Annotated in this window: 21 protein-coding genes and 1 tRNA gene; 12 read left to right on the top strand and 10 right to left on the bottom strand. The window is 59.3% G+C overall.

What is annotated here, in order from left to right; all coding sequences use genetic code 11:
- Positions 1 to 40: 40 nt before the first annotated feature.
- From H6650_01035 to mce, 8 genes are all read right to left on the bottom strand, one after another.
- A complete protein-coding gene (locus tag H6650_01035; GenBank protein MCB8950574.1) occupies positions 41 to 1,846 on the bottom strand; it encodes an ABC transporter ATP-binding protein in 1,806 nt (601 codons plus the stop codon).
- A gap of 392 nt (positions 1,847 to 2,238) precedes the next feature.
- Positions 2,239 to 2,664, bottom strand: a complete 426-nt coding sequence (locus H6650_01030; GenBank protein MCB8950573.1) for a c-type cytochrome — start codon at positions 2,662 to 2,664, stop codon at positions 2,239 to 2,241.
- Positions 2,665 to 2,798: 134 nt separating this feature from the next.
- On the bottom strand, positions 2,799 to 4,436 hold the full coding sequence (locus H6650_01025; GenBank protein MCB8950572.1) for a cbb3-type cytochrome c oxidase subunit I: 1,638 nt from the start codon (positions 4,434 to 4,436) through the stop codon (positions 2,799 to 2,801).
- Between the two features lie 58 nt (positions 4,437 to 4,494).
- Complete coding sequence (locus H6650_01020; protein ID MCB8950571.1) at positions 4,495 to 4,971, bottom strand: cupredoxin domain-containing protein; 477 nt, start codon at positions 4,969 to 4,971, stop codon at positions 4,495 to 4,497.
- Between the two features lie 45 nt (positions 4,972 to 5,016).
- Positions 5,017 to 5,160: a hypothetical protein gene (locus H6650_01015; GenBank protein ID MCB8950570.1), complete on the bottom strand. Its 144-nt coding sequence runs from the start codon at positions 5,158 to 5,160 to the stop codon at positions 5,017 to 5,019.
- 109 nt (positions 5,161 to 5,269) lie between these two features.
- A complete protein-coding gene (locus H6650_01010; GenBank protein MCB8950569.1) occupies positions 5,270 to 5,923 on the bottom strand; it encodes an SCO family protein in 654 nt (217 codons plus the stop codon).
- A gap of 21 nt (positions 5,924 to 5,944) precedes the next feature.
- A complete protein-coding gene (locus tag H6650_01005) occupies positions 5,945 to 6,667 on the bottom strand; it encodes an SCO family protein (GenBank protein MCB8950568.1) in 723 nt (240 codons plus the stop codon).
- Positions 6,668 to 7,101: 434 nt separating this feature from the next.
- The gene (mce, locus tag H6650_01000; GenBank protein ID MCB8950567.1) at positions 7,102 to 7,557 is read right to left on the bottom strand and encodes a methylmalonyl-CoA epimerase; all 456 of its coding nucleotides are present in this window, start codon (positions 7,555 to 7,557) and stop codon (positions 7,102 to 7,104) included.
- A 421-nt stretch (positions 7,558 to 7,978) separates the two neighbouring features.
- Between mce and H6650_00995 the strand changes: the two genes are divergently transcribed.
- The 11 genes from H6650_00995 (at position 7,979) to H6650_00945 (ending at position 22,907) form a co-directional block, all read left to right on the top strand.
- A tRNA-Glu gene (locus H6650_00995) sits at positions 7,979 to 8,051 on the top strand.
- A gap of 140 nt (positions 8,052 to 8,191) precedes the next feature.
- Positions 8,192 to 9,115: an SDR family oxidoreductase gene (locus H6650_00990; protein MCB8950566.1), complete on the top strand. Its 924-nt coding sequence runs from the start codon at positions 8,192 to 8,194 to the stop codon at positions 9,113 to 9,115.
- A gap of 120 nt (positions 9,116 to 9,235) precedes the next feature.
- Positions 9,236 to 10,267 carry an LLM class F420-dependent oxidoreductase gene (locus tag H6650_00985; protein MCB8950565.1) on the top strand — a complete coding sequence of 344 codons (1,032 nt, stop codon included), beginning with the start codon at positions 9,236 to 9,238 and terminating at the stop codon, positions 10,265 to 10,267.
- Positions 10,268 to 10,270: 3 nt separating this feature from the next.
- Entirely contained in the window at positions 10,271 to 10,708 is a 438-nt protein-coding gene (locus H6650_00980; protein ID MCB8950564.1) for a hypothetical protein, read from the top strand.
- 298 nt (positions 10,709 to 11,006) lie between these two features.
- Positions 11,007 to 12,650 carry a tRNA uridine(34) 5-carboxymethylaminomethyl modification radical SAM/GNAT enzyme Elp3 gene (locus tag H6650_00975; protein ID MCB8950563.1) on the top strand — a complete coding sequence of 548 codons (1,644 nt, stop codon included), beginning with the start codon at positions 11,007 to 11,009 and terminating at the stop codon, positions 12,648 to 12,650.
- Between the two features lie 40 nt (positions 12,651 to 12,690).
- Positions 12,691 to 15,687, top strand: a complete 2,997-nt coding sequence (locus H6650_00970; protein MCB8950562.1) for a PAS domain S-box protein — start codon at positions 12,691 to 12,693, stop codon at positions 15,685 to 15,687.
- Positions 15,684 to 17,294 carry an NAD(P)H-hydrate dehydratase gene (locus H6650_00965; GenBank protein MCB8950561.1) on the top strand — a complete coding sequence of 537 codons (1,611 nt, stop codon included), beginning with the start codon at positions 15,684 to 15,686 and terminating at the stop codon, positions 17,292 to 17,294. The genes H6650_00970 and H6650_00965 overlap by 4 nt, the downstream gene beginning before the upstream one ends.
- Before the next feature lie 669 nt (positions 17,295 to 17,963).
- Positions 17,964 to 19,829, top strand: coding sequence for an aryl-sulfate sulfotransferase (locus H6650_00960; protein ID MCB8950560.1), 1,866 nt, complete (start codon positions 17,964 to 17,966; stop codon positions 19,827 to 19,829).
- A gap of 458 nt (positions 19,830 to 20,287) precedes the next feature.
- Positions 20,288 to 21,001, top strand: coding sequence for an SDR family oxidoreductase (locus H6650_00955; GenBank protein ID MCB8950559.1), 714 nt, complete (start codon positions 20,288 to 20,290; stop codon positions 20,999 to 21,001).
- Between the two features lie 11 nt (positions 21,002 to 21,012).
- On the top strand, positions 21,013 to 22,122 hold the full coding sequence (locus tag H6650_00950; protein MCB8950558.1) for an S-adenosylmethionine:tRNA ribosyltransferase-isomerase: 1,110 nt from the start codon (positions 21,013 to 21,015) through the stop codon (positions 22,120 to 22,122).
- A gap of 167 nt (positions 22,123 to 22,289) precedes the next feature.
- On the top strand, positions 22,290 to 22,907 hold the full coding sequence (locus H6650_00945) for a LysE family transporter (protein ID MCB8950557.1): 618 nt from the start codon (positions 22,290 to 22,292) through the stop codon (positions 22,905 to 22,907).
- Between the two features lie 69 nt (positions 22,908 to 22,976).
- Here the strand turns inward: H6650_00945 and H6650_00940 are convergent, their stop codons facing one another.
- Together H6650_00940 and H6650_00935 are read right to left on the bottom strand one after the other, a co-directional pair.
- Positions 22,977 to 23,129, bottom strand: coding sequence for a hypothetical protein (locus tag H6650_00940; protein MCB8950556.1), 153 nt, complete (start codon positions 23,127 to 23,129; stop codon positions 22,977 to 22,979).
- 279 nt (positions 23,130 to 23,408) lie between these two features.
- On the bottom strand, positions 23,409 to 24,209 hold the full coding sequence (locus tag H6650_00935) for a hypothetical protein (protein ID MCB8950555.1): 801 nt from the start codon (positions 24,207 to 24,209) through the stop codon (positions 23,409 to 23,411).
- 157 nt (positions 24,210 to 24,366) lie between these two features.
- Here H6650_00935 and H6650_00930 point away from each other — a divergent pair, with 157 nt between their 5' ends.
- Positions 24,367 to 24,747, top strand: a complete 381-nt coding sequence (locus H6650_00930; GenBank protein ID MCB8950554.1) for a VOC family protein — start codon at positions 24,367 to 24,369, stop codon at positions 24,745 to 24,747.
- Positions 24,748 to 25,000: the final 253 nt, after the last annotated feature.

The raw sequence follows: 25,000 nt of genomic DNA, 5'->3' as shown, positions 1-25,000 counted from the left end.
CGGACGAGCGCGGAACAACGCGGATCGAGCTGAAAATGTGTCATTCGTTTGCGGCAGGCGTGGGCACGTGGGGGGCCGCCTGCTTCCAGTGGTGACGGAGAAAGATGCGGCGATAGAGTTGCGAGGTGCGCAGCAGTTCCTCGTGCGTGCCCTGCGCGGCGACCTGCCCCTGCTCTAATACCAGCACCAGATCGGCGCGGCGAATCTGCGAGAGACGGTGCGTGATCAGCAGGGTGGTGCGCCCTTGCAGCACGCGGTTGATGGCCGTCTGGATTTTGTCTTCGGTGGCGCTGTCTATGGCGCTGGTGGCGTCGTCCAGGATGAGGATGCGCGGGTCGGTGAGCAGGGCGCGGGCAATGGCCAGTCGCTGCCGCTGCCCGCCGGAGAGGGTGACGCCGCGCTCGCCGATAACGGTGTCGTAGCCATCCGGGAAACTGGTGATGAAGTCGTGCGCCTGCGCTTCGCGGGCGGCGGTTTCGATGTGCGCCGGGTCGGCTTTGGGACCGAGGCCAAAGCCGATGTTTTCGGCGATGGAGCGGGAAAAGAGGAAGATGTCTTGTTCGATGGCGGAGATTTGGGAGCGGAGCGCGTCCAACCGCCAATCGCGCACGTCTACGCCGTCGATGGTGATCCGTCCCTCGGTGACGTCGTAGGTGCGGTTGACGAGTTTGGTGAGGGTGCTTTTGCCGGCACCGGTTTGCCCGACGATGGCGATGGTTTGGCCGGGGGCGGCGCGGAAGGAGATGTTTTGCAGCACGGGCCGCTCGCCATAACCAAATGTGACGTTGTCGAAGGCCAGTTCGCCGCGCATGGGGGCGCTGTGTCCCGCTTCGTTTTCGTCTAGTTCCGTTTCCTGTTTCATGAGGAAGAGGATGCGGTCGGCGCCGGCCAGCCCCAACTGTACGAGGGAGAAAGTGAAGATGGAGATGAAGGTGGGGAAGCGGAGGGAGAACATGAGGCCGATGAAGGTGACAAGTTGACCGATGTTGATGAGGCCGCGGGAGAGGAGGGAAAGGCCATGCAGGAGGGCGGCGGAGAGGGCGAAACCGAGGAGGAGGGGGGGCAGGTAACGGGCTTGTATCTGGCCTTCCTTGATGAAGTAGTCGCGGAATGTGCCGGCATTTTCCGTAAACTTCTCCATCTCTTGCTCTTCTTGGGCGGTGGATTTGACCACTTCAATGCCGGCAATTGCCTCCGCCAACCCCGCATTCATCACCCCATACCGGTAGCGCATCTGCCCCGCAACCGGATTCAACTGGTTCATGTACCGCTTCAACGCTGCGTAGAACACCACCACATACAGTGCCGGAACCAGCAGCAACGCCAACCGCACGGACGCGATAAAGGCCAGAGGCATCACCAGGCCCATTGTCGAGTCCAAAATCAGGTAAATGCCCGGCGCGATCATTCCGTTAAGCTGGCGCACATCATCCGTGGCCCGCGCCATCACATCCCCCACGCGCTGGCGATTGTGGAACGTCTGGCTCTTTCCCAACAGGCTCAAGTACAACTCATCCCGTGTGTCCCGCTCCAATCGGTTGCCCAGCACCTCGCTGGACCAACTGCCCGCCAGGTCGGTCAGCCCGCGCCCGACGACAATCAGCAACAGCGTGCCAACGACGCGCAGCAGGGCGGACACGTCCGCGCCCTGCGCCAGGACGACGTTGAAGGCGTTCCCGACCTGCACTCGAATAGACGCATTCAGGAAATTGGCCGCGGCTATCGTGACGACAAAGCTGATCAGAAACAGCTTGTAGCGACCCAGGTGAGACAGTACCCAACGCACGGGGCCGGACTGGTTGTAGGTGTATTCATTGGCGATACGAAACTCACGTTTACTGTTCAAACGTTTTCTCCCATGCGACTGTATTCTGCGGGTGACTCTACGCGCCCGATTTTAGCACATGCGGTCTAGTTGTGGTATACAGTGGTGGGCGTTGGCGGAGAAAATGCCGGCACAAAATCCCAAAACGTAGGCATTATTCAGCCTCAGGGGTATGTGTACCAAGAGATCTTCCCGAGAGGTAACGGCAAGGGCGCATCCGTTAATAAAGGCTTCGCTCGGGAATTGACGGATGCGCGGGAAGGGTTCTTATGCAAATGACCATTTTCAGCAGTCACCTGAAATCAAGCTTCCGCGAAGCGTGTGTTGGTATAATATGCTCAGATGGCAAAAAAAGACCTTCCCCCGTTTGGGGAGAAGGTCTTTTTTATTTCAGGCGCCAGACGCACTGACGGCTATTGATTGTGCAACGTGAGCGTGTATGCTACCAGGTCGGTGATGTCCTTTGCCGACAGCTCGTTAGCGTAGTTCTGATACATCACGCCCGGCGAGAAGCCCTCTACCACGAAGGCATCTGGCTCGGTGATGGACTGGCGAATGTACTGCTCGGCGGTCATGCCCGGCACGCGCGATGCGGCCCGGTCCGCCAGGTCGGCCTGCGACGGTCCCACGATGACGACACCCGGTTCCAGCGAGTGGCAAGTGATGCAGCCGGGGGCACTGGCGGCGCCGATGGTGGGGGATGCGAACAGTTCTTCGCCATGCTTGGCATCGCCGATGGAGCTGTCGGTGGAAGTGCCGGCATCATCCGCATCGCCACCTCCGCACGCCACCAGCCCTATGGCCAGCACGAGCATCAGAATGAGAAACAATTTGCGCATAGTGTAAACCTCCATGAGACGACGATGCAGCCACACGTGTTAGACCGCGCCGGGCGGCCTCCGCGTCGGCTGCATCATCTCTATTGTACGGAATCTCGCGCACGCAAGCGTCGAGGGTTCCGCCTGAATGTGAATTACCAGAGCTTGAATCCGGGCGAGGTCAGCGCCACGTCCCGAATCAACTGATACAGTACAGGCCCATATGCTACCAGAATCAGGGCCACCGTGCCCACTAACCACGGCTTCCAGGAATCGAGCCACAAAGGCGCGGGCGTGGCATCCAGCGGTTCGGCCACGGGCATTTCAATCGGTTTTTCCAGCTTGCGCCCGGCAAAAACGGTACCCAGCACATTGGCGTAAACGAGCAGCCCGCTGACGGACAGGAACATAGCACCGATGAACGCTTCCGTGAGGAACGGGGCCCACTCTGGCTGCAAATAGGGCGCCACGCCCAACATGCTGCGTCGCGGCACGCCAAAGATGAGGCCAATGGTGTGCAAACCATTGCTCATCAGGATCATGCCGATAAACCAGGTCCACGCCTGCCACAAACCCGCCCTGCGGCTCCACAACTGCCTGCCGGAGAGCTTCGGCACCAGCCAATACAGGATGCCAAAGAAGGAGAGCGTCACCGCCGACCCCAGGGTCAGATGGAAGTGTCCCGGAACCCACATGGTGTTGTGGACGGCCAGGTTCACGTTGTACGAAGCATTGATCAGGCCGCCAATGCCACCAAAGACGAACAGAATCATCGCCAGGTTTTGCGCGGTATAGGAAGGATCACCCCACGGCAGTTTGCGAATCCAGCCAATCAAGCCCTTGCCACCGCGGGCGCGCCCACCCAATTCTAGCGAAGCAACCACGGTGAAGGCGGTGATCATGCTGGGAATAAACAGGGAAAAGGTGAGAACGGCGTGTATTGCCTTCCAACCGGCGGGAACGCCTGGGTCAGTATATTGGTGATGAAGCCCCACGGGTACGGAGAGGGCCAGGAAGAGCCAGAAGACGAGGCGGGCCAGGGAGTCGCTGAAGAGTTTGCCGCCGGCTTGTTTGGGTAGCATACCGTACCAGGAGACGTATGCCGGCAACAACCAGAAATAAACCAGCGGATGCCCAAAAAACCAAAAGAACGTGCGCGACAACTGTGGGTCAATCCCTTCGACCCACCCCAGCGACCACGGCAGAATCAGGAACAGAATCTCCGCGGCCACGCCCAGCGTCGCAAGCTGCCACATCACCATCGTAATCAGCGAGGCCAGCGCAATAAACGGCGTGCGCGCGCCCTTATTCTGCTTACGCCATTCTCCATAGGTAAAATAGAGACCATACCCCACCATCCAGGAGCCAACGACGACCAGAGTCAACCCCAGGTAGAAAAAGGTGTCCGCCTTCAGCGGGGGGTAAAACGTATACAGAACGGAAGCCTTATTCCCCAACAGAGGGACCGCCGCCATTACCAGCCCTAATGCCATTACGATCAAAGCCGCTACATTCAATTTGGGGTAGCGCAGTTCCCGATTCAGGCTGCGCGTAACCGCAAAAACAAAAAAGCCGGTGATAAAAAATGTCGTCCAGACCAGGGCGTTCAAAACACCATGGAGCGTCAGACCCTGATAGTAGCTTTTGATGCCCACGTCACTCAGAGCCGGATACAGATTGATGCCAACATGCTCCGCCTTTTGCAAGGGACCAAACGCACCGCCAACAAACAATGCTGCCAGGGCGATGCCGATGTGCCACGAAGTTAGCTTATTTTCAGTCTTAAATGTCATTGTGGATCCTCCTAATTACTGCAGACGATGCCAGTCCGTTCATCGTCGCGTCTATTGCCTATCCTTCGACGATGAGTTGCCCAAACATCGACTGATGGCCCACACCACAATATTCGTGGCAAATGAAAGGATACGTGCCTGGTTTGTCAAAGGTCGTCGTCAGTTTGGAGACTTGCCCCGGCAATACCATCATATTGATGTTTGTCCCTTCCAGTTTGAAACCATGCTGTACATCACGGCTGGTGAGATAAAACGTCACCGTCGAGCCTACGGGAACTCGTATCTCTTTGGGCGAATAAGACCATGCCTGCGCCAGGATGTAGGCTTCGTATTTCCCTGGAGCCAGTTCGCGCAAGCCCGGTTCGCCAAATGGCGAGTTGCCCGGCGTTGCCACCACGCGCGGGTCTACACGTTGTTCCGGCGCGGGCACTTGAATGCCATAGGCAACACTGCTGGTGGCTACGGCGGCGGCAAAAACAACCAACAACAAGGAACTGAGAATGATCCAAAATTTCTCGTAACGATTTACGTGCATGTTACTTCCCTCCTCAAATCGTTGAACAGATCGCTGTGGCGCGACCTATTGCGTTGTGCCATTGGTGACGACGTGGAGATACGCATTGCCCCAAAGCACAATAATAAAGAATAGGAACAGGGCCAACAGGACCATCGTGCCCTGTGGCGCATCATACTCGCCTTCAAACAACTTCCTTAACCATTTCATAGCAGTCTCCTGATTAGACATGGGCCAGTTATCTGTGGATGGTGATGGTGGCGGACTACTGACCACAGCGAAACTGACGGGTTGAAAAAATGAAACGCCAATGGCGATTTTAACGCAGCAGGCGACGCACGTCGGCGGCAATTTCCTCCGCGCTCATGTCGAAGAGAAAGATGAGGCGTAAATAACCGTCCTTGTCGATCGCGGCTACGGTAGCCGTGTGGTCTACAAGATACCCTGTAGCGGCCGTGCCGGGTTGTTTCTCAAAGAAGATGCCATAGTCCGTGGCGACAGCGCTGGTTTGATCCAGCGTGCCACTCAAGCCGACAAACGTGGGGTCGAAGCTGCGCACGTAGTCGGCCAGGCGCGTGGGCGTGTCCCGTTCCGGGTCTACTGTGATCATGACTACCTGGACATCATCGGCACGCCGCCCTAACTGTTGGCGCACTTCCTTGAGCACGGATAGCGTGGCCGGGCAGGCATCGGGGCAGAAGGTGTAGCCAAAATAGAGCAGAACGACCTTGCCACGAAAATCATTCAAGCTGACGGGTTGCTCGTCGGGCCCCATGAGGGTGAAGTTGACGGCCTGTTGTGGTGATTGCAGCACAACACCGTGAAAGGGCTGCGTGCCGAACAGGCTGCCGGTGAGGAGGAAGCGGATAAGAAAGAAGAGCAGCAGGCCACCAAGCAGTCCGATAATAGCCAGAAGCCAGATGGGGGTTGTGCCGGCATTTTTCCCGACGACCGAAGTTGATTCCGAATCCATATCAGATTACGCTCACCGTCGTTAACGGGGATAACAAAGGAAAAGGTGGGCAGCCTCATAAGCAGCGCGATTGGCCCCCTTGCTCTTGTTGGCCTCCTGCGCCACCAGCCCTACATCGCGCAAGACGCGGTCCACTTCGGGCGTGGCCGTGCGATACTCCGCCCGCAAAATGCCCGTCCCATCGACCAACATAAAAGCGGGGTCAAACGTAAACGTCCCATCATCGCGGGCGTCATAAAAGACGCTAAACCCACCGCCAATCATCCATTTCAACCGATCTGGCGCGCCCGTGAGAAAATGCCAGTTTTCATCCTCTCCTCGTAGCCGCGCCGCATATTCGCGCAGACGTTCAGGCGTGTCCCGCCGGGGATCAAAAGAGACCGTCACCAACGTTACCGGAATACCCCCCGTATCCACCTCCCCCAACCGCGCCTGCACGCCCTGCATCACGGCGTCGGTATCCGGGCAGGGCGACACACAGTTCGTGTAAGTGAAGTTATACACGGCAATTTGCCCGCGCAAATCTTCGCTGGTAAATCGCTGGCCGGTTTCATCTTGTAGCGAGAAACCCGGAGCGAGTCCAATACGCGGCAACACCAAGATCGGGCGGAAGGTGGCAAAAGCCAGCGAGCCAATGACGAACAGACCGATTAGCGCATAGACGACCCAAAGGAAACGGCGGGAAGCCGGGCGTACGGGGTCTGGTTGGTGATCCGCATCAAGCGGGTAGTCAGCAATACTCATCTTTACCGAAGTGACCAGTTAACAAGAGGGCAGGGGTAGATTTGTTTGTTTGCATTCCAATCAACAGCCATGCCGTGGTTGCAGACAAACAAGACTGCTCAGTTGATAGCTTGCCGCAAAGAACGGTTGAGTTGGAAGCGTGTAAGGAGAACACCACAAGCCTGTGGGACAACAGGAACGTATGGTAGTATAAACAGGTTTCCCTTTTGATGACAAATGTCATAAATATTCAAGACATTTATCACTTCCATTTGCCATGATGGGAACCAGAAATGCCACTAATGACCTATTGCGCCTTAAGAAAACAACCTGGTATCGCCTGGGTTATTTCGGGTTCTTGCCTGGCACACCACACGTTTGCGGCGCAAAACCCAGGTTTTCATCCAAGCGCATCCGTCAATTCCCGAGCGTAGCCTTTATTAACGGATGCGCCCTTAGTCTTCGTAACCACCTGGCTTCTGGTCGTCTTCATGAAGGTCAGGCGTGTGAGGAATCTGGTACAGTTCTACGAGCACGCCCCCCGTGCTTTTAGGATGAACAAAAGCATATTTCCGTCCATCTGGATTGGTGCGCGGCGTTTCGTTGAGGAGTCGAACACCTTTATCACGAAGAATGCTCATCGTCTCCTCGATATGGGCTACCTCCAGGCAGATGTGATGAATGCCCGGCCCCCGTTTTCGCAGAAATTTCCCTACGCCGTTGTTTTCGTCCAGAGGTTGCAGCAGTTCGATTTCGGTGTTGCCTGCCGGCAAAAATGCCACATCAACACCCTCTTCCGGTACGTGCGCCACATGGTCCAGGGAAAGCCCCAGCGCGTCAACCCAGAAACGTTGCCCGGCTTCCAGGTCTGGCACAACGATAGCGACGTGATTAATCCCTATGATTGTCACGAGTAAGCTCCTTCGAAAATAATCTTCCCGGGTAACTACTAAGCCAGATTGGACCAATTTGCTCTGGTGAAAATCGCCATTGAACGCGTGAAATTGGTCCAATCTCCAGAGAGCGTTAGTAGTTACCTAAATGACTCGAATGATGAGACGCTCTGGGTCGGAAATCGAGCCTCCGGGAAGATGTATTGGACCACGTACCCCTGAGGCTGATTCGTTTCCATTCATCAGAGTTGGCGCAGCCGGTGAAACCTTCCTGTCTCATCCGCGCTATGCCCTTTCCGGACGGGGTAATCGCCACGACAACCCCAAACGTCCCCTACATTTTAGGCGTTTCGCCCGGTTTGTTCAACGGCGATCTCGCCTTCGCGGTAGCACATCGTGCTTGACCTCCCATACGGCCAATGATACAATTCCCTCCGTTGCCCTCATCGTCTAGGGGACCAGGACGTAGCCCTTTCAAGGCTAAAACCGGGGTTCGAATCCCCGTGAGGGCATGATTTCAAAAGCGCCGCGATTGCGGCGCTTTTTGCTTAAAACCGGCCTTTGCCATTGGCCGTCCGAATCATGGATGTCCGTCAACGTGTATCGCTTTTGTGCTGTCGAGAAGCCATTGGACATTGGAGGAGAATAAATCATGAACGCAAAATGGACACAAGAGAACATCCCCGATCTGGCCGGAAAAGTCGTCGTTATCACAGGCGCGAACAGTGGCTTGGGGTTTGCGTGCGCCCGTATATTGGCCGCCAGGGGCGCGACTGTGGTGATGACGGCGCGCAATATAACCAAAGGCAACAAGGCTCAGGCTGATATTCTGCAAAACCAGCCCAATGCGTCTCTGGACTTGATGCAGCTTGATGTAGGGGATTTGCGTTCCGTTCACGCATTTGCGGCGGCGTTCAAGGCGAAGTTTGGTCGGCTTGATGTTCTCTTGAACAATGCCGGCATTATGGCAATCCCGCGCCAGGAAACAGTAGATGGTTTTGAAATGCAGTTCGGCGTCAATCACCTCGGTCATTTTGCCCTCACGGGCCTTCTGATAGACATAATCGTCAAGACGCCGCACGCGCGCATCCACAACGTCACCAGCAGCGCCAACTACACCGGAACAATGAATTTCGACGACTTGATGGGCGAAAAAGAATACAGCCGTTGGGCCGCCTATGGGCAAAGCAAGTTGGCGAATATTCTGTTTACCCTTGAACTGCAAGAACGACTGACCGCCGCCGGGTACGACACCATCGTGAATACATCCCATCCGGGCATGGTCATGGGCAATTTGCAGACAAACAGCGTCGCACAATCAAACACGAGAATGGAAGCCTGGCTCTACCGTCTGACAGAACCCCTTTTCGCCCAGGACATCAAGATGGGCGTGCTGCCCATGTTGTATGGGATGACGGCGGAGGACGCCAGAGGCGGCGTCTTCTACGGCCCCCGCTGGTTAAATGTGCGCGGGTATCCCGCCGAGAAAAAAGCCAATAAGGAAGCCTACGACGCAGCGACACGCCAGCGCCTCTGGCAAGTCTCAGAACGGTTGACAGGCGTCCACTACGGATAGTTGGCGCTTTTTTGCTATAATCGCCCCTGACGCGGTTGGAGAAGGAACCCGTTCTCACGATAGCCATTTCCGCGCCGCCTGACAACGATTACCTGGCGGCCACCCACTCAGGAGTTTCTCATGCGTATTGGCCTGATGCTCGGCTACGCTGCCGGCAAAATACAACTCCCCCTCGAACTCGCCCAGGAAGCGGACCGCCTGGGCGTCTACGCCGTCTGGACCGCCGAAGCCTACGGCTCCGACGCCATCACCCCCTTGACCTGGATTGGCGCGCACACACAACACGTCAAGTTGGGCACGGCCATCATGCAAATGCCCGGACGCACCCCCGCCAACGCCGCCATGACCGCCATGACCCTCAACCAACTATCCGGCGGGCGCTTTCTTATGGGCCTGGGCCTCTCCGGACCGCAAGTGGTCGAAGGTTGGCACGGCGTCAGCTACGCCCGCCCCCTCACCCGCACCCGCGAATACGTGGACATCTTGCGCCGCGTTTTCGCCCGCCAGGACCGCCTTACCTATGATGGCAAGCTATACCAGATACCCTACAACGGCCCCGACGCCACAGGACTGGGCAAACCGCTGAAAAGCACCCTGCAAGCCGACCCGAACATCCCCATTTACCTGGCCGCCATCGGCCCCCAAAACGTCGCCCTCACCGCCGAAATCGCCGATGGCTGGCTACCCATCTTCTTCTCCCCGCGCAAATACCACGAAATCTATGAGCCGGCCATCCAGGAAGGATTCGCCCGCGCCGGCGGAGAAAAAGGGTACGCCAATTTCGACATCGCCCCCACCGTCTCCGTCGTTATCGAAGACAACATAGACATCGCCTACAACATGCTCCGCCCTATGCTGGCCCTCTACATCGGCGGCATGGGCGCCAAAGGCAAGAACTTCTACAACGACCTGGCGGTGCGCTACGGATTTGCGGAGGCCGCGGCCAAAGTGCAAGACCTCTACCTCTCCGGGCGGCAGGGCGAAGCCATGATGGCTATTCCCCCGGCGTTGATTGACGAAGTAGCCCTCGTCGGACCGAAGGAGCGGGTCAAAGAACGACTTTCGCTCTGGCGGGAAAGCCCTATCACCACCATGAACCTGACCGTGTTCAACGTGGAAACGTTGCGCACGATGATGGAACTAATCAGTTAGATAATGGCTCGCAGGCGCGCGGATTGGCACGACCTGGCCCCCTACACGGGCTGCGGCGCAGATGAGGCGTTAGGAATGCTGCCGTTGGCGGTCGGTTGGCTGCGCGGCGGAATGCCCTTCGCCACCGGGGACGCGCCGCCCGCCTTTGCCGCGCGCCTGCTTGCATTTTGTCGGCCCGACCACACCGTCTGCGCCGCGCCCGCCGCCCGCCCCTGCCCCATCTGTCACCAAACCATCTCCCCCTACGGGGGGGCGGAAATTCGCGTCATTGGCGAGTTGGACATCTACGCCGCGCCCGACCTCCTCCATCACTACGTCACGACCCACCACTACCTGCCGCCCCCCGAATTCATCGCCGCCGTCATGGACGGCCCCGCTCCCACCAGCGCCGAACACAAAGCACTGCGTAAGGCCCTGATAAGTCTTGCCCGCGGCACCTGATCCGCCAGCGCAACGCTCCCCTGTCCGTTGGGTGGCCGGGGCATTTGTTGACGGGTCAGATTAGTCTAACGGGCTTTTGCCATCCCTGGTGAATACCAGCTTGGGAATGACCGGGGTATGATCCCGTGTCATGCCGAAGGCCGTAGCCTGAGGAATCCAGACGACGGTTATCGGCAAACACGGCCGGGATTTCTCGCCAGACTCGGAATGACGGGATGATGCGCCGTCAACAAGAACGCCGCGCACCCCTGGCCTTTTCCCTATCGCGTTCCCCCTCCTGTCATGCTACAATGAAACCATGACCATGTTTCCTCTGGATCAAACGTTGGCGCAGGAAGATCGCTGGCAGCAAAATCACCAACCCGTAGACACCACCGGGCGCGAGCAGGCATTCGCCGCCTTGATTGATGACCTGCTGCGGCAAAAACCACTCACGGGGCCGGCCTATCGCCGCGTGATGGGGCGACACGCCCGCCGTGGCTTGCCCTGGATGTCTAAGGACCAGTTGCTGCGCGTCTATCGGGACCTGTGCCAGGCAGGCGTGATGACGTGGCAGCCGGAAGCCATCACCCACCTGCAGATGAAGCCCACGCGCACCCAGGCTGGCGTGACCACCGTGACGGTGCTGACAAAACCGTATCCATGTCCGGGCAAGTGTATTTTCTGCCCGACTGATGTGCGTATGCCCAAGAGCTATTTGCCCGACGAGCCGGGAGCAATGCGCGCCGAGCGGCACGCTTTTGACCCCTTCGCGCAAACGGCGGCTCGCCTGGAGGCACTGCGCAACATCGGCCACCCCACGCAGAAAATTGAGCTGCTCATTCTGGGCGGCACATGGTCCAGCTATCGCCGCGATTATCAGGAATGGTTTGTGAAGCGCTGCCTGGACGCGCTGAACGGACAGGAAGCAGAGAGCCTGACGCAGGCACAACAACTGAACGCGCGTGGGCGCTGCCGCAACGTGGGGCTGGTGGTGGAGACGCGCCCCGACCACATTAACGTGGAGGAACTGCGCTGGTTCCGTTTCCTGGGCGTGACGAAGGTGCAAATCGGTATTCAGAGCCTGGACGACCGCATTCTGGCATTGAACCAGCGCGGACACGATGTGGCCACGACGCGGCGGGCAATTCGGCTGCTGCGCCTGGCGGGCTACAAGATTCACGCCCACTGGATGCCCAATTTGCTGGGGGCGACCCCTGACAGTGATATTGCGGACTTTGCGCGGCTGTGGGACGACCCCGCGATTCGCCCGGACGAGTTGAAGATTTACCCTTGTATGCTGGTGGAGAATGCGGAGCTATACGCCCACTGGCAACGGGGGGAGTATGAACCATACAGCGAGGAGGAGGCGTTGCGGGTGTTGGTAGCCTGTAAGCAACAGGTGCCGCGCTGGGTGCGGATCAATCGGGTGGTGCGGGACATTCCAACGACGAATGTTGTTGCCGGCATGAAGAAAGCCAACCTCCGTCAAATGGCGCAGCAGCAAATGAACCGAATGGGGCAGCCCTGCCAGTGTATTCGCTGCCGCGAAATCCGGCGCGAAAAAGTCACCGCCGCCGAATTGAGCCTGCGCGTAGACGGCTACGAAACAGACGCCACCACCGAACAATTCCTCAGCTTCGAGCGGGCCGACGGGCGTATTGCCGGCTTTTTGCGCCTCTCGCTGCCGCGCCCGGACGCGGAACCGCCCCTGCCGGAGCTGGTCGGCCATGCCATGATTCGGGAAGTCCACGTCTACGGACCGGCCTTGTTGTTGGGCGAATCGAGCCAGGGGGAGGCACAGCACATGGGTCTGGGGCGCGCCCTGGTGGAGACAGCGCGGGGGATGGCGCGCGCGCAAGGTTACAGCCATCTCGCCGTCATTAGCGCCATTGGCACGCGCCGCTACTATCAACGACTCGGTTTTTCTCTGGAAGGACTATACATGACCACCCTCTTGTAGCTCCGAATATCGTCAGTCGCCAGCCCTCAAGTCAATAAGAATGAAGGCTAAACATTTCGAACTGCTTATTGAGCTTTTCCAATCACTCGCCGAGGTCGCGTTGGAATATGACGCGGCGCTGGAGACCGCCGCACGGCAAGTGTCGCGCCTGATGGATGCAATCTGCATCGTGCGCCTGCTTTCCGACGATGGTCGTTTCCTGATCCCCGCGGCCGTGTATCACACGGACCCCCATCTGGTCGCGGAGATGCGCGAATCGCTGGCGCGGACCAACCAAACTCCTGAAGAGGGCTTTCCGGGGCAGGTGTTCATGAGTGGGCAGCCGCTGCTCCTCCCCTTTTTTGTTCCAGATCCAATACGCGCCGAGCGGGAGCGATTCTATCGTGGATTTAACAGTCTGTTGATTGTGCCGCTGCGTTTGCAGGAAGAGATAGTGGGCACGTTGGCCGTGGTGCGCCGCCAGGAGTCTCCGCCGTTCATGGAGGAGGACCAGACGCTGCTGCAAGAGGTGGCGAACCGCATTTCTCTGATTATTGCCAACGCCCGCCTGCATACGCAGTTGCAGGAGCAGTTGTCGGAACGTATTCGCACGGAGGAGGCGCTGCGGCGGAGCGAACAGCAGTATCGGGCGCTGTTGTGGGACGCGCAGTGGCGGGCGCGGGAGAACCGGCTTCTGGATAAGGTGCGGATGGCGTTGGCGGGGGAGTTGGATCTGCCGGCACTCTTCCGCAAAATCGTCGAAGTCACCGCGGATACGTTCGGCTACACCCTGGTCAGCCTCTACTGGCTGGAGGACAAGACACTGGTGCTGCAACATCAGGTCGGCTATCCTCAAGTGCTGTCGCGGATTTCGTTGTACACAGGCGTGATGGGGCGAGCGGTGCGCACCAGGCAACCCATTTTCGTTCGAGACGTACGCGAGGAACCGGCATTTTTGCACGCTTTTGCCGGCATTCAATCCGAAATCTGCGTCCCTCTCTTTGACGAAGGGCAAGCCGTCGGCGTCTTTAACATCGAATGCACCGACGCCATCACCCTCACCGAAGCGGACTTGCACTTGATGGGCACCCTGGCCGCGCACCTCAACCAGGCTATCACGCGCGCCCGCCTCTACACCGAAGTCCGCCGCAACGAAGAGCGATACCGCTCCGTGGTAGACAACGCGCAGGAGGTCATCTGCCAGTTGGACGCCGCCGGTCGCTATCTTTTCCTCAATGCCGCCTGGTCACGGATGACGGGGTACACTGTGGCCGAAAGTCTGGGACGTTCCCGCCTCATGTATATCCACCCGGAAGACCGGTCATCTAGTGCGGCGTTGTGGCAAAAACTGCTCAACCGGGAGCAGATATGCGTGCAGTATGAATGCCGCTACCAGACGAAGGAAGGCCTGGCGCGTTGGAACATGGTCAGCCTGCAAACAGTATGGAAAGCGGATGGGGAACTGCGGTACGTTGCCGGCATGTTATACGACTTCACCGACCGCAAACTGGCCGAACAAGCCCTGCACGAAAGCGAAGAACGCTTCCGCACCCTTGTCGAACACGCCCCCGAAGCCATCCTCCTCTACGACGTAGACCAGGGGCACTTCGTCGCCGTCAACGAAAACGCGGCAAAACTGTTTGGCTACCCGCGCGCCGCCCTGCTCACCATGAGCCCACTGGATATCAGCGCGGCGCGGCAGCCCGACGGCGACAATGTGGCGGAGATGATCACCGGGCACATCAACCAGGTAGCAGCTGGCGAGATGCCCGCGTTTGAGTGGTTTTTCCGCCGTGGTGATGGTCAGGAAATATGGTGCGAAGTACGGTTGGTGCAATTGCCCGCCGCCGGGCGCAATTTGCTGCGCGCCAGCGTGATCGATATTTCCCTGCGCAAACAAGAAGAAGAAGCCCGGCAGCAGCGGCAGCGATTGGAAAGCCTGGGCCTGCTGGCCGGCGGTATCGCGCATGATTTCAACAATCTGCTCACGGGCATCCTGGGACAATCGTCGCTGGCGTTGGCGCGGCTGGACCCTACCCACGCCGCCGCCGCGCACATCAATAAGGTGGTCAAATCGGCGGAACGGGCGGCTGATCTCACGCGGCAATTGTTGGCGTATGCCGGCAAAGGCGAATTTGTGCGCGAATATATCAACCTGAACACCTTCGTCCGTGAGAACGAAGACCTCCTGCACGCCTTCCTCCCCCCCGGGGCGCTGTTAGAACTGCAACTGGCCGAAGACCTCCCCACCATCGAAGCCGACCGCGGCCAGATCCAGCAGATCCTCATGAACCTGGTCATCAACGCCGGCGAATCCGTCGCCAACGGCAAAGGGCGCATTACCATCCGCACCAGCAAAGATACAGTCGCCTGGTCGCCCCATCGCCCACCGCAAGAACTTCACAGCCGACTGGCTCCCGGAGAGTACGTCTGCCTCAGCATTGAGGACAACGGCGCGGGCATGGATCAGGAAACGCTGCGACGGGCGTTCGATCCCTTCTTCTCCACCAAAGCGCAAGGGCGCGGACTGGGCCTATCCGCTATTTTGGGCATCCTGCGCACCCACAATGGTCATATTCACGTTGCCAGCAAGCCCGGCGAAGGCAGCACATTCTGGGTTTTCTTCCCGGCACAGGTACAAAAGGCTCAGGTTTCCGAGACAGGAGGCGGGTATTTAATGGTGAAGACGGATCTTGTGTTGGTTATTGATGACGAGGAGCCTGTGCGCGAAGCCGTCACGGACGTGCTGGCGCTGGCCGACGTGGAAACTATCAGCGCCGCCAATGGGCCACTGGGCATTGACCTGTATCGTCAACGCCAGACGGAAATCAGCCTGGTGTTGCTGGATCTGAAAATGCCCGTGATGAGCGGCGAGGAAACGCTGCGGGGCCTGAAGGCGATCAATCCCGACGTGAAAGTGGTCCTTTCCTCCGGCTACAACGAGACGGAGGTAACGCGCCAGTTTGCCGGGCTGGGGGTGACGGGTTTTCTGCAAAAACCGTACGACATTCAAGGGCTGCTGGAGACGGTGCGGAAAGCGCTGGAGGAGCACAAATGAAGGTTTTTTCCGTGGCGGAGATGGTCGCGGCGGAAAAGGCGGCGGACGTGGCGGGTGTCTCTTATGAGCGGATGATGGAAAATGCCGGCAAAGCCGTCGCCGACGCCATCCAACAAAAAACCAACGTCGCCGGCCTGCACGTCACCATCCTCGTTGGCCCCGGCAACAACGGGGGGGATGGCCTCGTGGCCGCCCGCTACCTGGCCCAGGCCGGCGCGGACGTTGTTTGCTACCTCAGCCGCGCGCGCGATGCCGGCAGCGACGCCAACTACGCCCAACTTCAACAAATAGGTCTGCTCACCCTCGTCGCCGACCTCGACCAACGCTACCGCGTCCTGCGCCACCGCCTCCATATCACCGACATCCTCGTGGACGCCCTCCTGGGCACGGGCGTCTCCCGCCCCATCGGCGGCGACCTGGCCCACCTGCTGCGCCAGGTTCAGGTGGCCCTGCAAGAGCACATCCACAACCTGGCCCAAACACACCAGCCCCCCCTCCTGCCCATCACCCACATCCCGCCGCCGCCGCCGCGCCCTCTCGTCGTCGCCGTGGACTGCCCCAGCGGCCTCAACTGCGACAGCGGCGCGCTCGATCCCCTGGCCATCCCCGCCGATCTCACCATCACCTTCGCCGGACCCAAGCGCGGACACTTCATTTTTCCCGGCGCGGCAGCCTGCGGCGAGATCGTTGTCGCCGACATCGGCATCAGCGCCGACCTGGAACCGGTACTGGCCGCCCCCCTCACCCTGATGACGGCGGCGGAGGCGCGCGCCCTGCTGCCGCCACGCCCCCCGGACGGGCACAAAGGCACATTCGGCACGGCCATCATCTGCGCCGGACAGGCGCGGTATTGGGGCGCGCCCGTCCTGGCCGGACTGGCCGCCCTCCGCGGCGGTGCGGGGCTGGTTGCCCTCGGCGTGCCCCAGGCGATTCGCGCCGCCGTTGCCACTCAGCTTCCCGAAGCCACCTATCTCCCGCTGCCGGAGCGAACCACGTTGGGCGCGGATGCGGCACGCCTGCTGGCGCGGGACGGCGTCTGGAAAGGGCGGGCCGCGCTGCTGCTAGGACCGGGATTGGGGAAAGCCGAGGCGTTTGTGTCCGCGCTGCTGGATACCCCCGACCTGCCGCCGTTGGTAATCGACGCGGATGGTTTGAACATGCTGGCGCAAATGCCTGACTGGCCCAATCGCGTGCCGCCGGGCAACATCCTCACACCGCATCCGGGGGAACTGGCGCGGTTGTTGGGGGTTTCGCTGCCGGCATTGCTGGCGCAAGATCGCGTGACCGTGACCCGGGAAGCGGCCACCCGCTGGGGGCAAGTAGTGGTACACAAAGGGGCGTACACGGTCATCGCGGCCCCCGATGGGCGCGTGGCGCTGCTCCCGTTTGCCCATGCGGCTTTGTCGATAGGGGGGAGTGGAGATGTGCTTGCCGGCATTATCGCCGCCCTACGCGCCCAAGACCTACCCGCATTCGATGCCGCCCGACTCGGCGGCTATCTGCACGGCGCGGCTGCCCTCCGCGCCGCCCCCGGCCCCGCCGGCCTGCTCACACGCGAAATTGCCCACCACGTTCCCCGCGTCATCGCCGCATTACGTGTAGAGTAATAACTTCTTCGAAAATAATCTTCCCGGAAGCTTCGTCACGGATAATGGCCCTGGAGAGCAGCTTCCGGGAAGATGTTCTCATGTGACAGTGGGCGGTGGGTAGTGGTCAGTTGACAGTTGGTGACCGTCTATAAACAACTTCCCGTTTTTAAGATTGGTCCAATCTTGAAGATTGGACCAATCTCAGTAAGTTAATTTTGGACGATTACTTGGTGGAAGCGTCGCCCGTCAACCGCGCTATTTTCATTCATTGGTGGTGCGCGGCGGCGCGTGCTGTCTCCTCGGAAAAGACCGGGTAGGGCGAGTTTTCAACTTGCCTGAAAGAGAATTGACGATTAATAAGCCGGCAGTTGGCGATGCCGGCAGCGTACCCGTTTGCGAACAAAACAAGAATCCGCGTCATCCGCGCAATCCGTGACTATTTTCGCCCATAATGACGCGCCTCAGCTTATGGTTTTCCTTTGCGGACAATCTTTCATATGCGGACCCCCGTCTCATTTACAACTTTTTTGTGAAATAATTTGCAAAGCGTTTTACCCTACCCTATAATCTCGAAGCAACCTCTGCAATTATAACTGTTTGTCTTTGCGTTCCACAAGCTCTCCGCTTTCTGTATGACACGATACAGCCTGATCGGAACGCGCGATTCACACCCTGATGGAGGAAAAAGTGAAAAAAGTATTCTTTCTGCTAATGGCTGCGCTTTTGCTTGCCGTTCCCGCGGCGTTTGCTCAGGAACAGGAAGCAGGCGCACCGGACGTCGTTGTAACGCTGACGCCCGATCTGCCCAGCGGGCAGCTTGTGGGTACGCCCATCAATTGGGCCATCGGCGTTGATGACCAGGATCCTTACCTGTATCGCCTTACCGTAGGTCGTCAGGGCGAGAGTATGCGCATTCTCTTCGACTACACCCCGGACAACTTGTTGACCTGGGCACCGATTGATGATGGTCTGTATATTGTCCAGGCCAGCGCGAAGAACCGCAATACAGGTCAGGTCACGTCCACCTCGCTCGTCTACCTTGTTTCACCGCGCGCGCCGCTGTCTCCCACCGTTTCTCCTTCAACCAACAATCTGGTGGCTCTCTACAGCGCGCCCAAATGCCCGGCCGGCTATTCCATGCGCGTTGTCTTCATTGAATTCCAAACGTCGCGCCCCTCTTCCACGGACAAGAAACCGTGCGACGACGTTCACACGATGAACTTCTACGTCGGCGGGATGCACGAGAATGCCCTCTATTTCATGCTGCACCAGACTTTCAACGCGCAGGGCAATCCTGTTTCCACCGGTCCGCTGAAGTTCTTTGTTGCCGGCACGGTCCCCGTAACCAAGACCTTCGCCTACCCCTACATCCCCCCGAACGCGCAGACCAGCTACGCCGAAAACCTCGTCCTTGTCACACCCATCCTCGGTACGGATGTCGTCCCGGCTTACCCCCAGGCCAAAGACTTGCTTGGGCGTACTGTCTGGTACTACGCGCATGACCTTAACGAAGCGCAACTCTTCTACCCCGTTCCCGGCGGCACCTTCCTCATCCGCCACGACCGCGGCGACCTGGAAGGCCAGATCATGCGCGAAGTGGACCTGGCGGGCAACATCGTGCGTGAGACCACTGTCGAATCCATTAACGACCAGTTGGCGGCCATGGGGCACACCGATTACTTCTCCTCTTTCCATCACGAAGCCCGCAAGATGGCCAATGGCTACTACGCCCTGCTGGGGTCCAACGAACGCATCCTCGTGGACGTGCAAGGCCCCGGCCCCGTGGACGTTGTCGGCGATTACATCATCATTCTGGACCAGGATTGGCAAGTTGTGTGGGCCTGGAACGCTTTTGATCACCTGGATCAATACCGTGCGGCCGTCTTGGGCGAAACATGCACCCATCAGTCACCCGGCTGTCCGCCCGTCTTGCTGGATGTCATCGCCAATGACTGGACACATTCCAATTCCATCTCCTACACGCCGGATGGCAATCTCATCCTCTCCATGCGTCACCAGGACTGGGTGATCAAAATCAACTACGCCAATGGCACAGGCGACGGCAGCGTTATCTGGCGTCTGGGACCCGATGGCGACTTCACCATCAACGATCCAGACCCGTATCCCTGGAATTCGCACCAGCACGACGCAAACTACGTAACCAACAACCGCATTGTCATCTTTGACAACGGCAACACGCGCTGCGGCGCCGTTCCGACGGAGTGCTACAGCCGCGGTCAGGTCTTTGAAATCGACGAGAACGCGATGACGGCCTCTCTGGTGCTCAATGCCAACCTGGGCAACTATTCCTTCGCCGTCGGCAGCGCGCAGAAGTTGTCCAATGGCAACTACCACTTCAATTCCGGCATTCAGCCTCTTGGCGAGTATCTGCTCAGCACCGCGCAAGATGTGTCGCCCGACGGCACGACCAACTACAGCTTGCTGCTGGAACTGGGCGCGTATCGCTCCTGGCGTATGGTGAACCTGTACTCCAAGCCTGGTGGCCCGCCGATCACCGACTTGATTAATCCGCTGGACTATGCCGGCAAATAAGCCTGTTTTGGTGTGACGCGCCGCAAGCGGGTTACACCTGAATACTTCTCACGGAGACTCCGCCCAGATCATGCACGTGATCGGGGCGGAGTTTTTTTTGCCGGCAGCGCAAGAAACCATCAATCTGGCTGTGCGCGCTGCTGGCGCACACAGCCGTACGAAAGCCACTTCCTCGCCTGTACCTGGGGACAGGTAAGGAAGCCGTTCTATTGGCCGGTGAGGAAACTCGTCCCCCGATCAATGTGGGTGAGCCGCCCTGATCCTAGAATGAAGCATAAGAAAACCGAAAACCCAGGCGGCAGGCAACAAGTTCTGTGAGATAGAAACAGTCACAGATGGCGCCGATCACGCAAATGCCGATTTCATCCGCGTCCTTTTCTCAGGACAGGCTCGTGAGTTGCTGACACTTTCTGCGCGCATCCACTGTCGCCTGTCATGCTTCATTCGAGGTGAATATCATGATACGGACAAATGGGACACGAACAGCCTTGATCACGGGGGCGTCGCGGGGACTGGGATTGGCGCTGGCGCGCGCATTGGCGTTGGAGGGGTGGCAGTTGGTGATTGACGCCCGCGGCGCGATGGCCCTGAAGCAGGCGCAAGCGGAGCTGAGCGAATGGACAACGGTGGTGGCACGGGCGGGAGACGTGGCTGACGCGGCGCATCGGGCGGATCTGGCGCGGGCGGCGGCGGATTTGGGGGGGCTGGATGTGGTGGTGAACAATGCCGGCATTCTCGGCCCCACCCCCCAACCCGCCCTCCTCAACTACCCCCTGGAAACCCTCCTCCACCTCTACCACGTCAACGTCATCGCCCCACTGGGCATCCTGCAAGCCGTCCGCCACACCCTCAAACCCCACGCCCGCATTATCAACGTCACCAGCGACGCCGCCGTGGAAGCCTACCCCGGTTGGGGCGGCTACGGCAGTGGCAAAGCCGCCCTGGACCAACTCTCCCACATCCTGGCCGCCGAAAATCCCCACTGGCGCGTCTACTGGGTCGATCCGGGCGACATGCGCACCACCATGCACCAGGAAGCCTTCCCCGGCGAAGACATCAGCGACCGCCCGCTGCCCGAAGCCAGCGTGCCCGGTTTCCGCCGCCTCCTCGACGGCGATTGGCCCAGTGGTCGCTATGTCGCCCGCGAAGTGGCGCAAAGGGAGGTGTCCTGATGCTGCCCACCATGACATTTGCGCCCGCCACAGCCCCGCCGCCCGCGCGCCTCACGGGATCGCTGGCGTTTGACCTTCCGGCGGAACTGGAAGCAGGAACCCCGCCCGAAGCCCGCGGCCTCGCCCGCGACGAAGTGCGTCTGCTGGTTTCCTATTTTCCGCGCCGCGAACAGGTGTCCGCGACCGACCGCATCCAACACAGCCAGTTCCGTGACCTGCCCGGCTTCCTGCGTGCGGGCGACCTCCTGATCATCAACACCAGCGGCACACTCAATGCCGCCCTGCCCGCGCGCCGCGCCGACAACACAACCGTGCGGCTGCATCTTTCCAACCGTCTGGACACGGATACATGGGTGGTAGAGCCGCGCCAACCGGGAGACAAAGGAACGCTGCCTCTCTTCACGGCCAGCGCCGGCGAATGCCTGACGCTGCCGGCAGGGGGCAGCGCCACGCTGCTCGCGCCCTACAGTGAGCATTCGGAGCATGTCCGTTTGTGGCGGGCGCGGCTGGATTTGCCGGCACGCATTGGCCGCTACCTCCAACAACATGGCAGCCCTATCCGCTACAACTACGTGCCCCAGGGGTGGCCGGGCAGCTACTACCAGACAGTTTACGCCACGCGCATGGGCAGCGCGGAGATGCCTTCCGCCGGCCGCGCCTTCACGCCGACGTTGATGACGCGGCTGGTGGCGCGGGGCGTCCTCTTCGCGCCGCTGCTGCTGCACACGGGGGTAGCCAGCCTGGAGGCGGACGAACCCCCTTACCCGGAATACTTCGAGGTGCCGCCGGCTTCGGCGCGGCTGGTGAATTTTGCGCGGGAAAATGGGGGGCGGATAATTGCCGTGGGCACGACGGCGGTACGGGCGCTGGAGAGTGTGGCAGATGGTGATGGTCGGGTAAATGCCGGCAGCGGTTGGACCGACCTCATCATCACCCCAGACCGCGGCCTGCGCGTCGTCAACGGCATGCTCACCGGATTCCACGAACCCCGCGCCACGCACCTGGCCATGCTGCAAACGCTGGCCGGGCTGCCCCATCTGCGCCAATGCTACGCCGCCGCCCTGCGCGAAAAATATCTCTGGCATGAATTCGGCGACTTGCACTTGTTGCTGCCGGCATGATACAAATGATGCACTGCGCCGCCTTTCCGTCCAAGGAAGAAAAGCAAATGGCTCATCCGGTCCCAAAGCAATTGAGGGCATTCTCATCGTCGTTCATCCGCTAACATGAATAAACATCCCCGTTCTCATCCACATCAATCGGTGGAACAAGGCCTTGTCCATTCGCAATGATGACGCCGCTCGAATTCTTCCTACGAGGGGCGGGACTGGGGCTGACGGCGGCGGGCGCGCCCGGACCGCTGCAAGCGTTCCTCGTCTCCGAATCGCTGGCGGGTGGCTGGCGGCGCGGGCTACCCGTCATCCTGGCCCCCCTCATCTCCGACGCGCCCATCATCCTGGTGATGACGTTTCTGCTTGACCAACTCCCGGCGGCCATCACACGGGGGTTGAGCGTGGTCGGCGGATTGTTCGTGCTCTATCTGGCCTGGGGCGTCTGGCGGCAACTACGGGAGCCAACCGCCGCGACGCCCGCCCCTGAAGCGCGTGTATCCAGTCTGCGCCGCGCCGTGGTCATGAATCTGCTCAGTCCAGGACCTTACCTTTTTTGGGGATTGGTGAACGGGCCGCTGCTGCTGGTCGCCTGGCGGCAGTCCGCCGCGCACGCCACGCTTTTCTTGTTGGGCTTCTACGGGATTTTCCTGGCGGGTATGGCCGTGATGGTGGGGGTTTTTCATCAGGCGCGGCGGTTGGGGTGGCGCGTGCGGCGGGGATTGATGTTTGTGAGTATGGTGGTGTTGGTGGTTTTTGCCGGCATTCTCCTCCGCGACGGCCTCTTTGGCGCATAAACCACGCCCTCAAACAAAAAGCCCAACCCTCTGGTTGGGCTTTCGCAACCACATCCAACGAAACCGTCGCTACATCAGCAACGGCAACGGCAACCAGGCAGCCGCCTGGCCACCCGTCGCCTGCAAGAGCAGCATCCCCGTAATCCCCAGCAGCGCCAGGGCCACAATCAACTTCACCACATCGTAAGCCAACACTTCCCGTGGCACACGTTCATTATCCATATCAATCACACCACCTTGCTTGCGTGTTACGGCTAACTCTCTCGTGGGCTGAGCCTGTCGACGCCCATCCCGCCTGCCACAAGCTCAGGCAGCGGGCCTGGTCGTTACGTCCACATCCTCAAATAGCCTACAGGACACCGACGTTTGGGGCGTGGCGACTTCAGCCGACCCACTTAGGATTAACTTTGGACTTTCCAATACACAAGAACCCTTCAAGCGCATCCGTCAATTCCCGAGAGAAGCCTTCATTAACGGATGCGCCCTTAACGCAAATGGCAGTTACAGCGGCTGCGCGGCGTCTCTGGCGCTGCGTCCGCCTTTGAGATTATCCTGCAGGCGACGCAACGCCTCCCAATCCCCCGCGGCGGCCAGCGTCGCCTGCTCCGGCCAACTGCCCGGATCCGCCAGTTGGAAACGAGGGCCGCCTTCAGCCAGGATGCCCTGCAAGTGACCGACTTCCGCCTGCGCCAGTTGGGCAAAAGTCATAATTCCCGCCTGATTCAGCAATCCCGCGATTTTCGGACCCACGCCTTCAATTTTCGTCAGATTGTCGGGCGGGGGTGGTGCAGCGGCGTCGTTCTCCGCTTCCGCGACAACATTCCGCGTCGCATCTGTTGCGGTTGTCTCCATTGCCGCCAGCTTTTGCGCCAGAGTGCTGACCTCCGCCTGCGCCGCCTGCAGTTCCGCCCGCAGCGTGGCAATCGTTTCGTCGGCTTCGCCCAGGCGCGCCGTCAACTGAGCCACGTCCGCTTCATTGGCCTGCAAATGTTCGCGGCATTCCGCCAACTGCGCCACAGCGGTTTCCCCCGCGGCCTGCGCCCCGGCAAGCTGTTCCTTCAAGATATTCAATTCGTTTGTCGTGCTGGTCAGGCTGGCCCTGGCTGCTTCCATTTCACGCTCGGCAGCTTTGGTCGTGCGCAAGCTCTCCTGGAAACGGGCATCCATATCGCGCATCTCCGCGCGCGCCGCGTCCAGTTCCGCCGCTGTTTGCCCATGCTGCCGTCGCCAATAAAATAGGTCTATGACCCATTCAACAATGAAGCCAACAAAAGCGCCGAAAAAAAAGCTGACCCAATTCATGTGACCCTCCTTCAAGTATGGTTATCAGTTGATGGTGCGCCCCGCCCGGTTGATGCCTCGTGGCACAAAGGCAATTGTTAGAAATATCAGGAGAATTAGTAACGACGAACGCTCTCTGAAAATTGGTCCAATCTGGCTTAACAGTTAGGAGAATTATATGACAATAACGGGTATTGATCACGCGCAAATCACAATTCCGCGCGGCGCGGAAGCGCAAGGCCGTCAATTTTATGTACACTTGTTGGGGTTGCCGGAAGTGGAAAAGCCCGCTTCGCTGCAAGGGCGGGGTGGGTTTTGGGTGCGGCTGGGGGCGCAGGAGTTGCATGTAGGCGTGGAAGACGGCGTGGATCGCTGGCGCACGAAGGCGCACGTGGCGTTGGCGGTCACGGACCTGGCGGAGTGGCGACGTCGGCTGGCGGAGGCGAACGTGACCGTGGAAACATCGATTCCTATCCCCGCCGCCGACCGCTTTGAAATCCGCGACCCTTTTGGCAACCGCCTGGAGTTTATCCAGCGGCACGCAGATAGAGGAGAGTGAGTAGCGTCAACTTGCCGCCATTCTCATTCTAAAGTCTCCACTCCGCTCTCTATTTAGGCCAAGACCCCGCGAGTTCCCAAAGAGCCATGGAGAATTGCGGGGCGACTTGTCCGCTATTTGCTTTTTGTGTTGGACGGTGGCGATGTGCGGGAAACTGACGCTTGACAAGTGCCCGCTATTTGTTATCATTCTTGTTAGACAAATATCTAATATATGGTCCTCCTCCTCCAATGAGAATCGCTCGGAGAGCGCG

It is taken from the genome of Ardenticatenales bacterium (assembly GCA_020634515.1).
GTDB lineage: Bacteria > Chloroflexota > Anaerolineae > Promineifilales > Promineifilaceae > JAGVTM01.
Note: the sequence above shows the minus strand (reverse complement) of the source record. Positions and strands in the feature narration are given on the sequence as shown.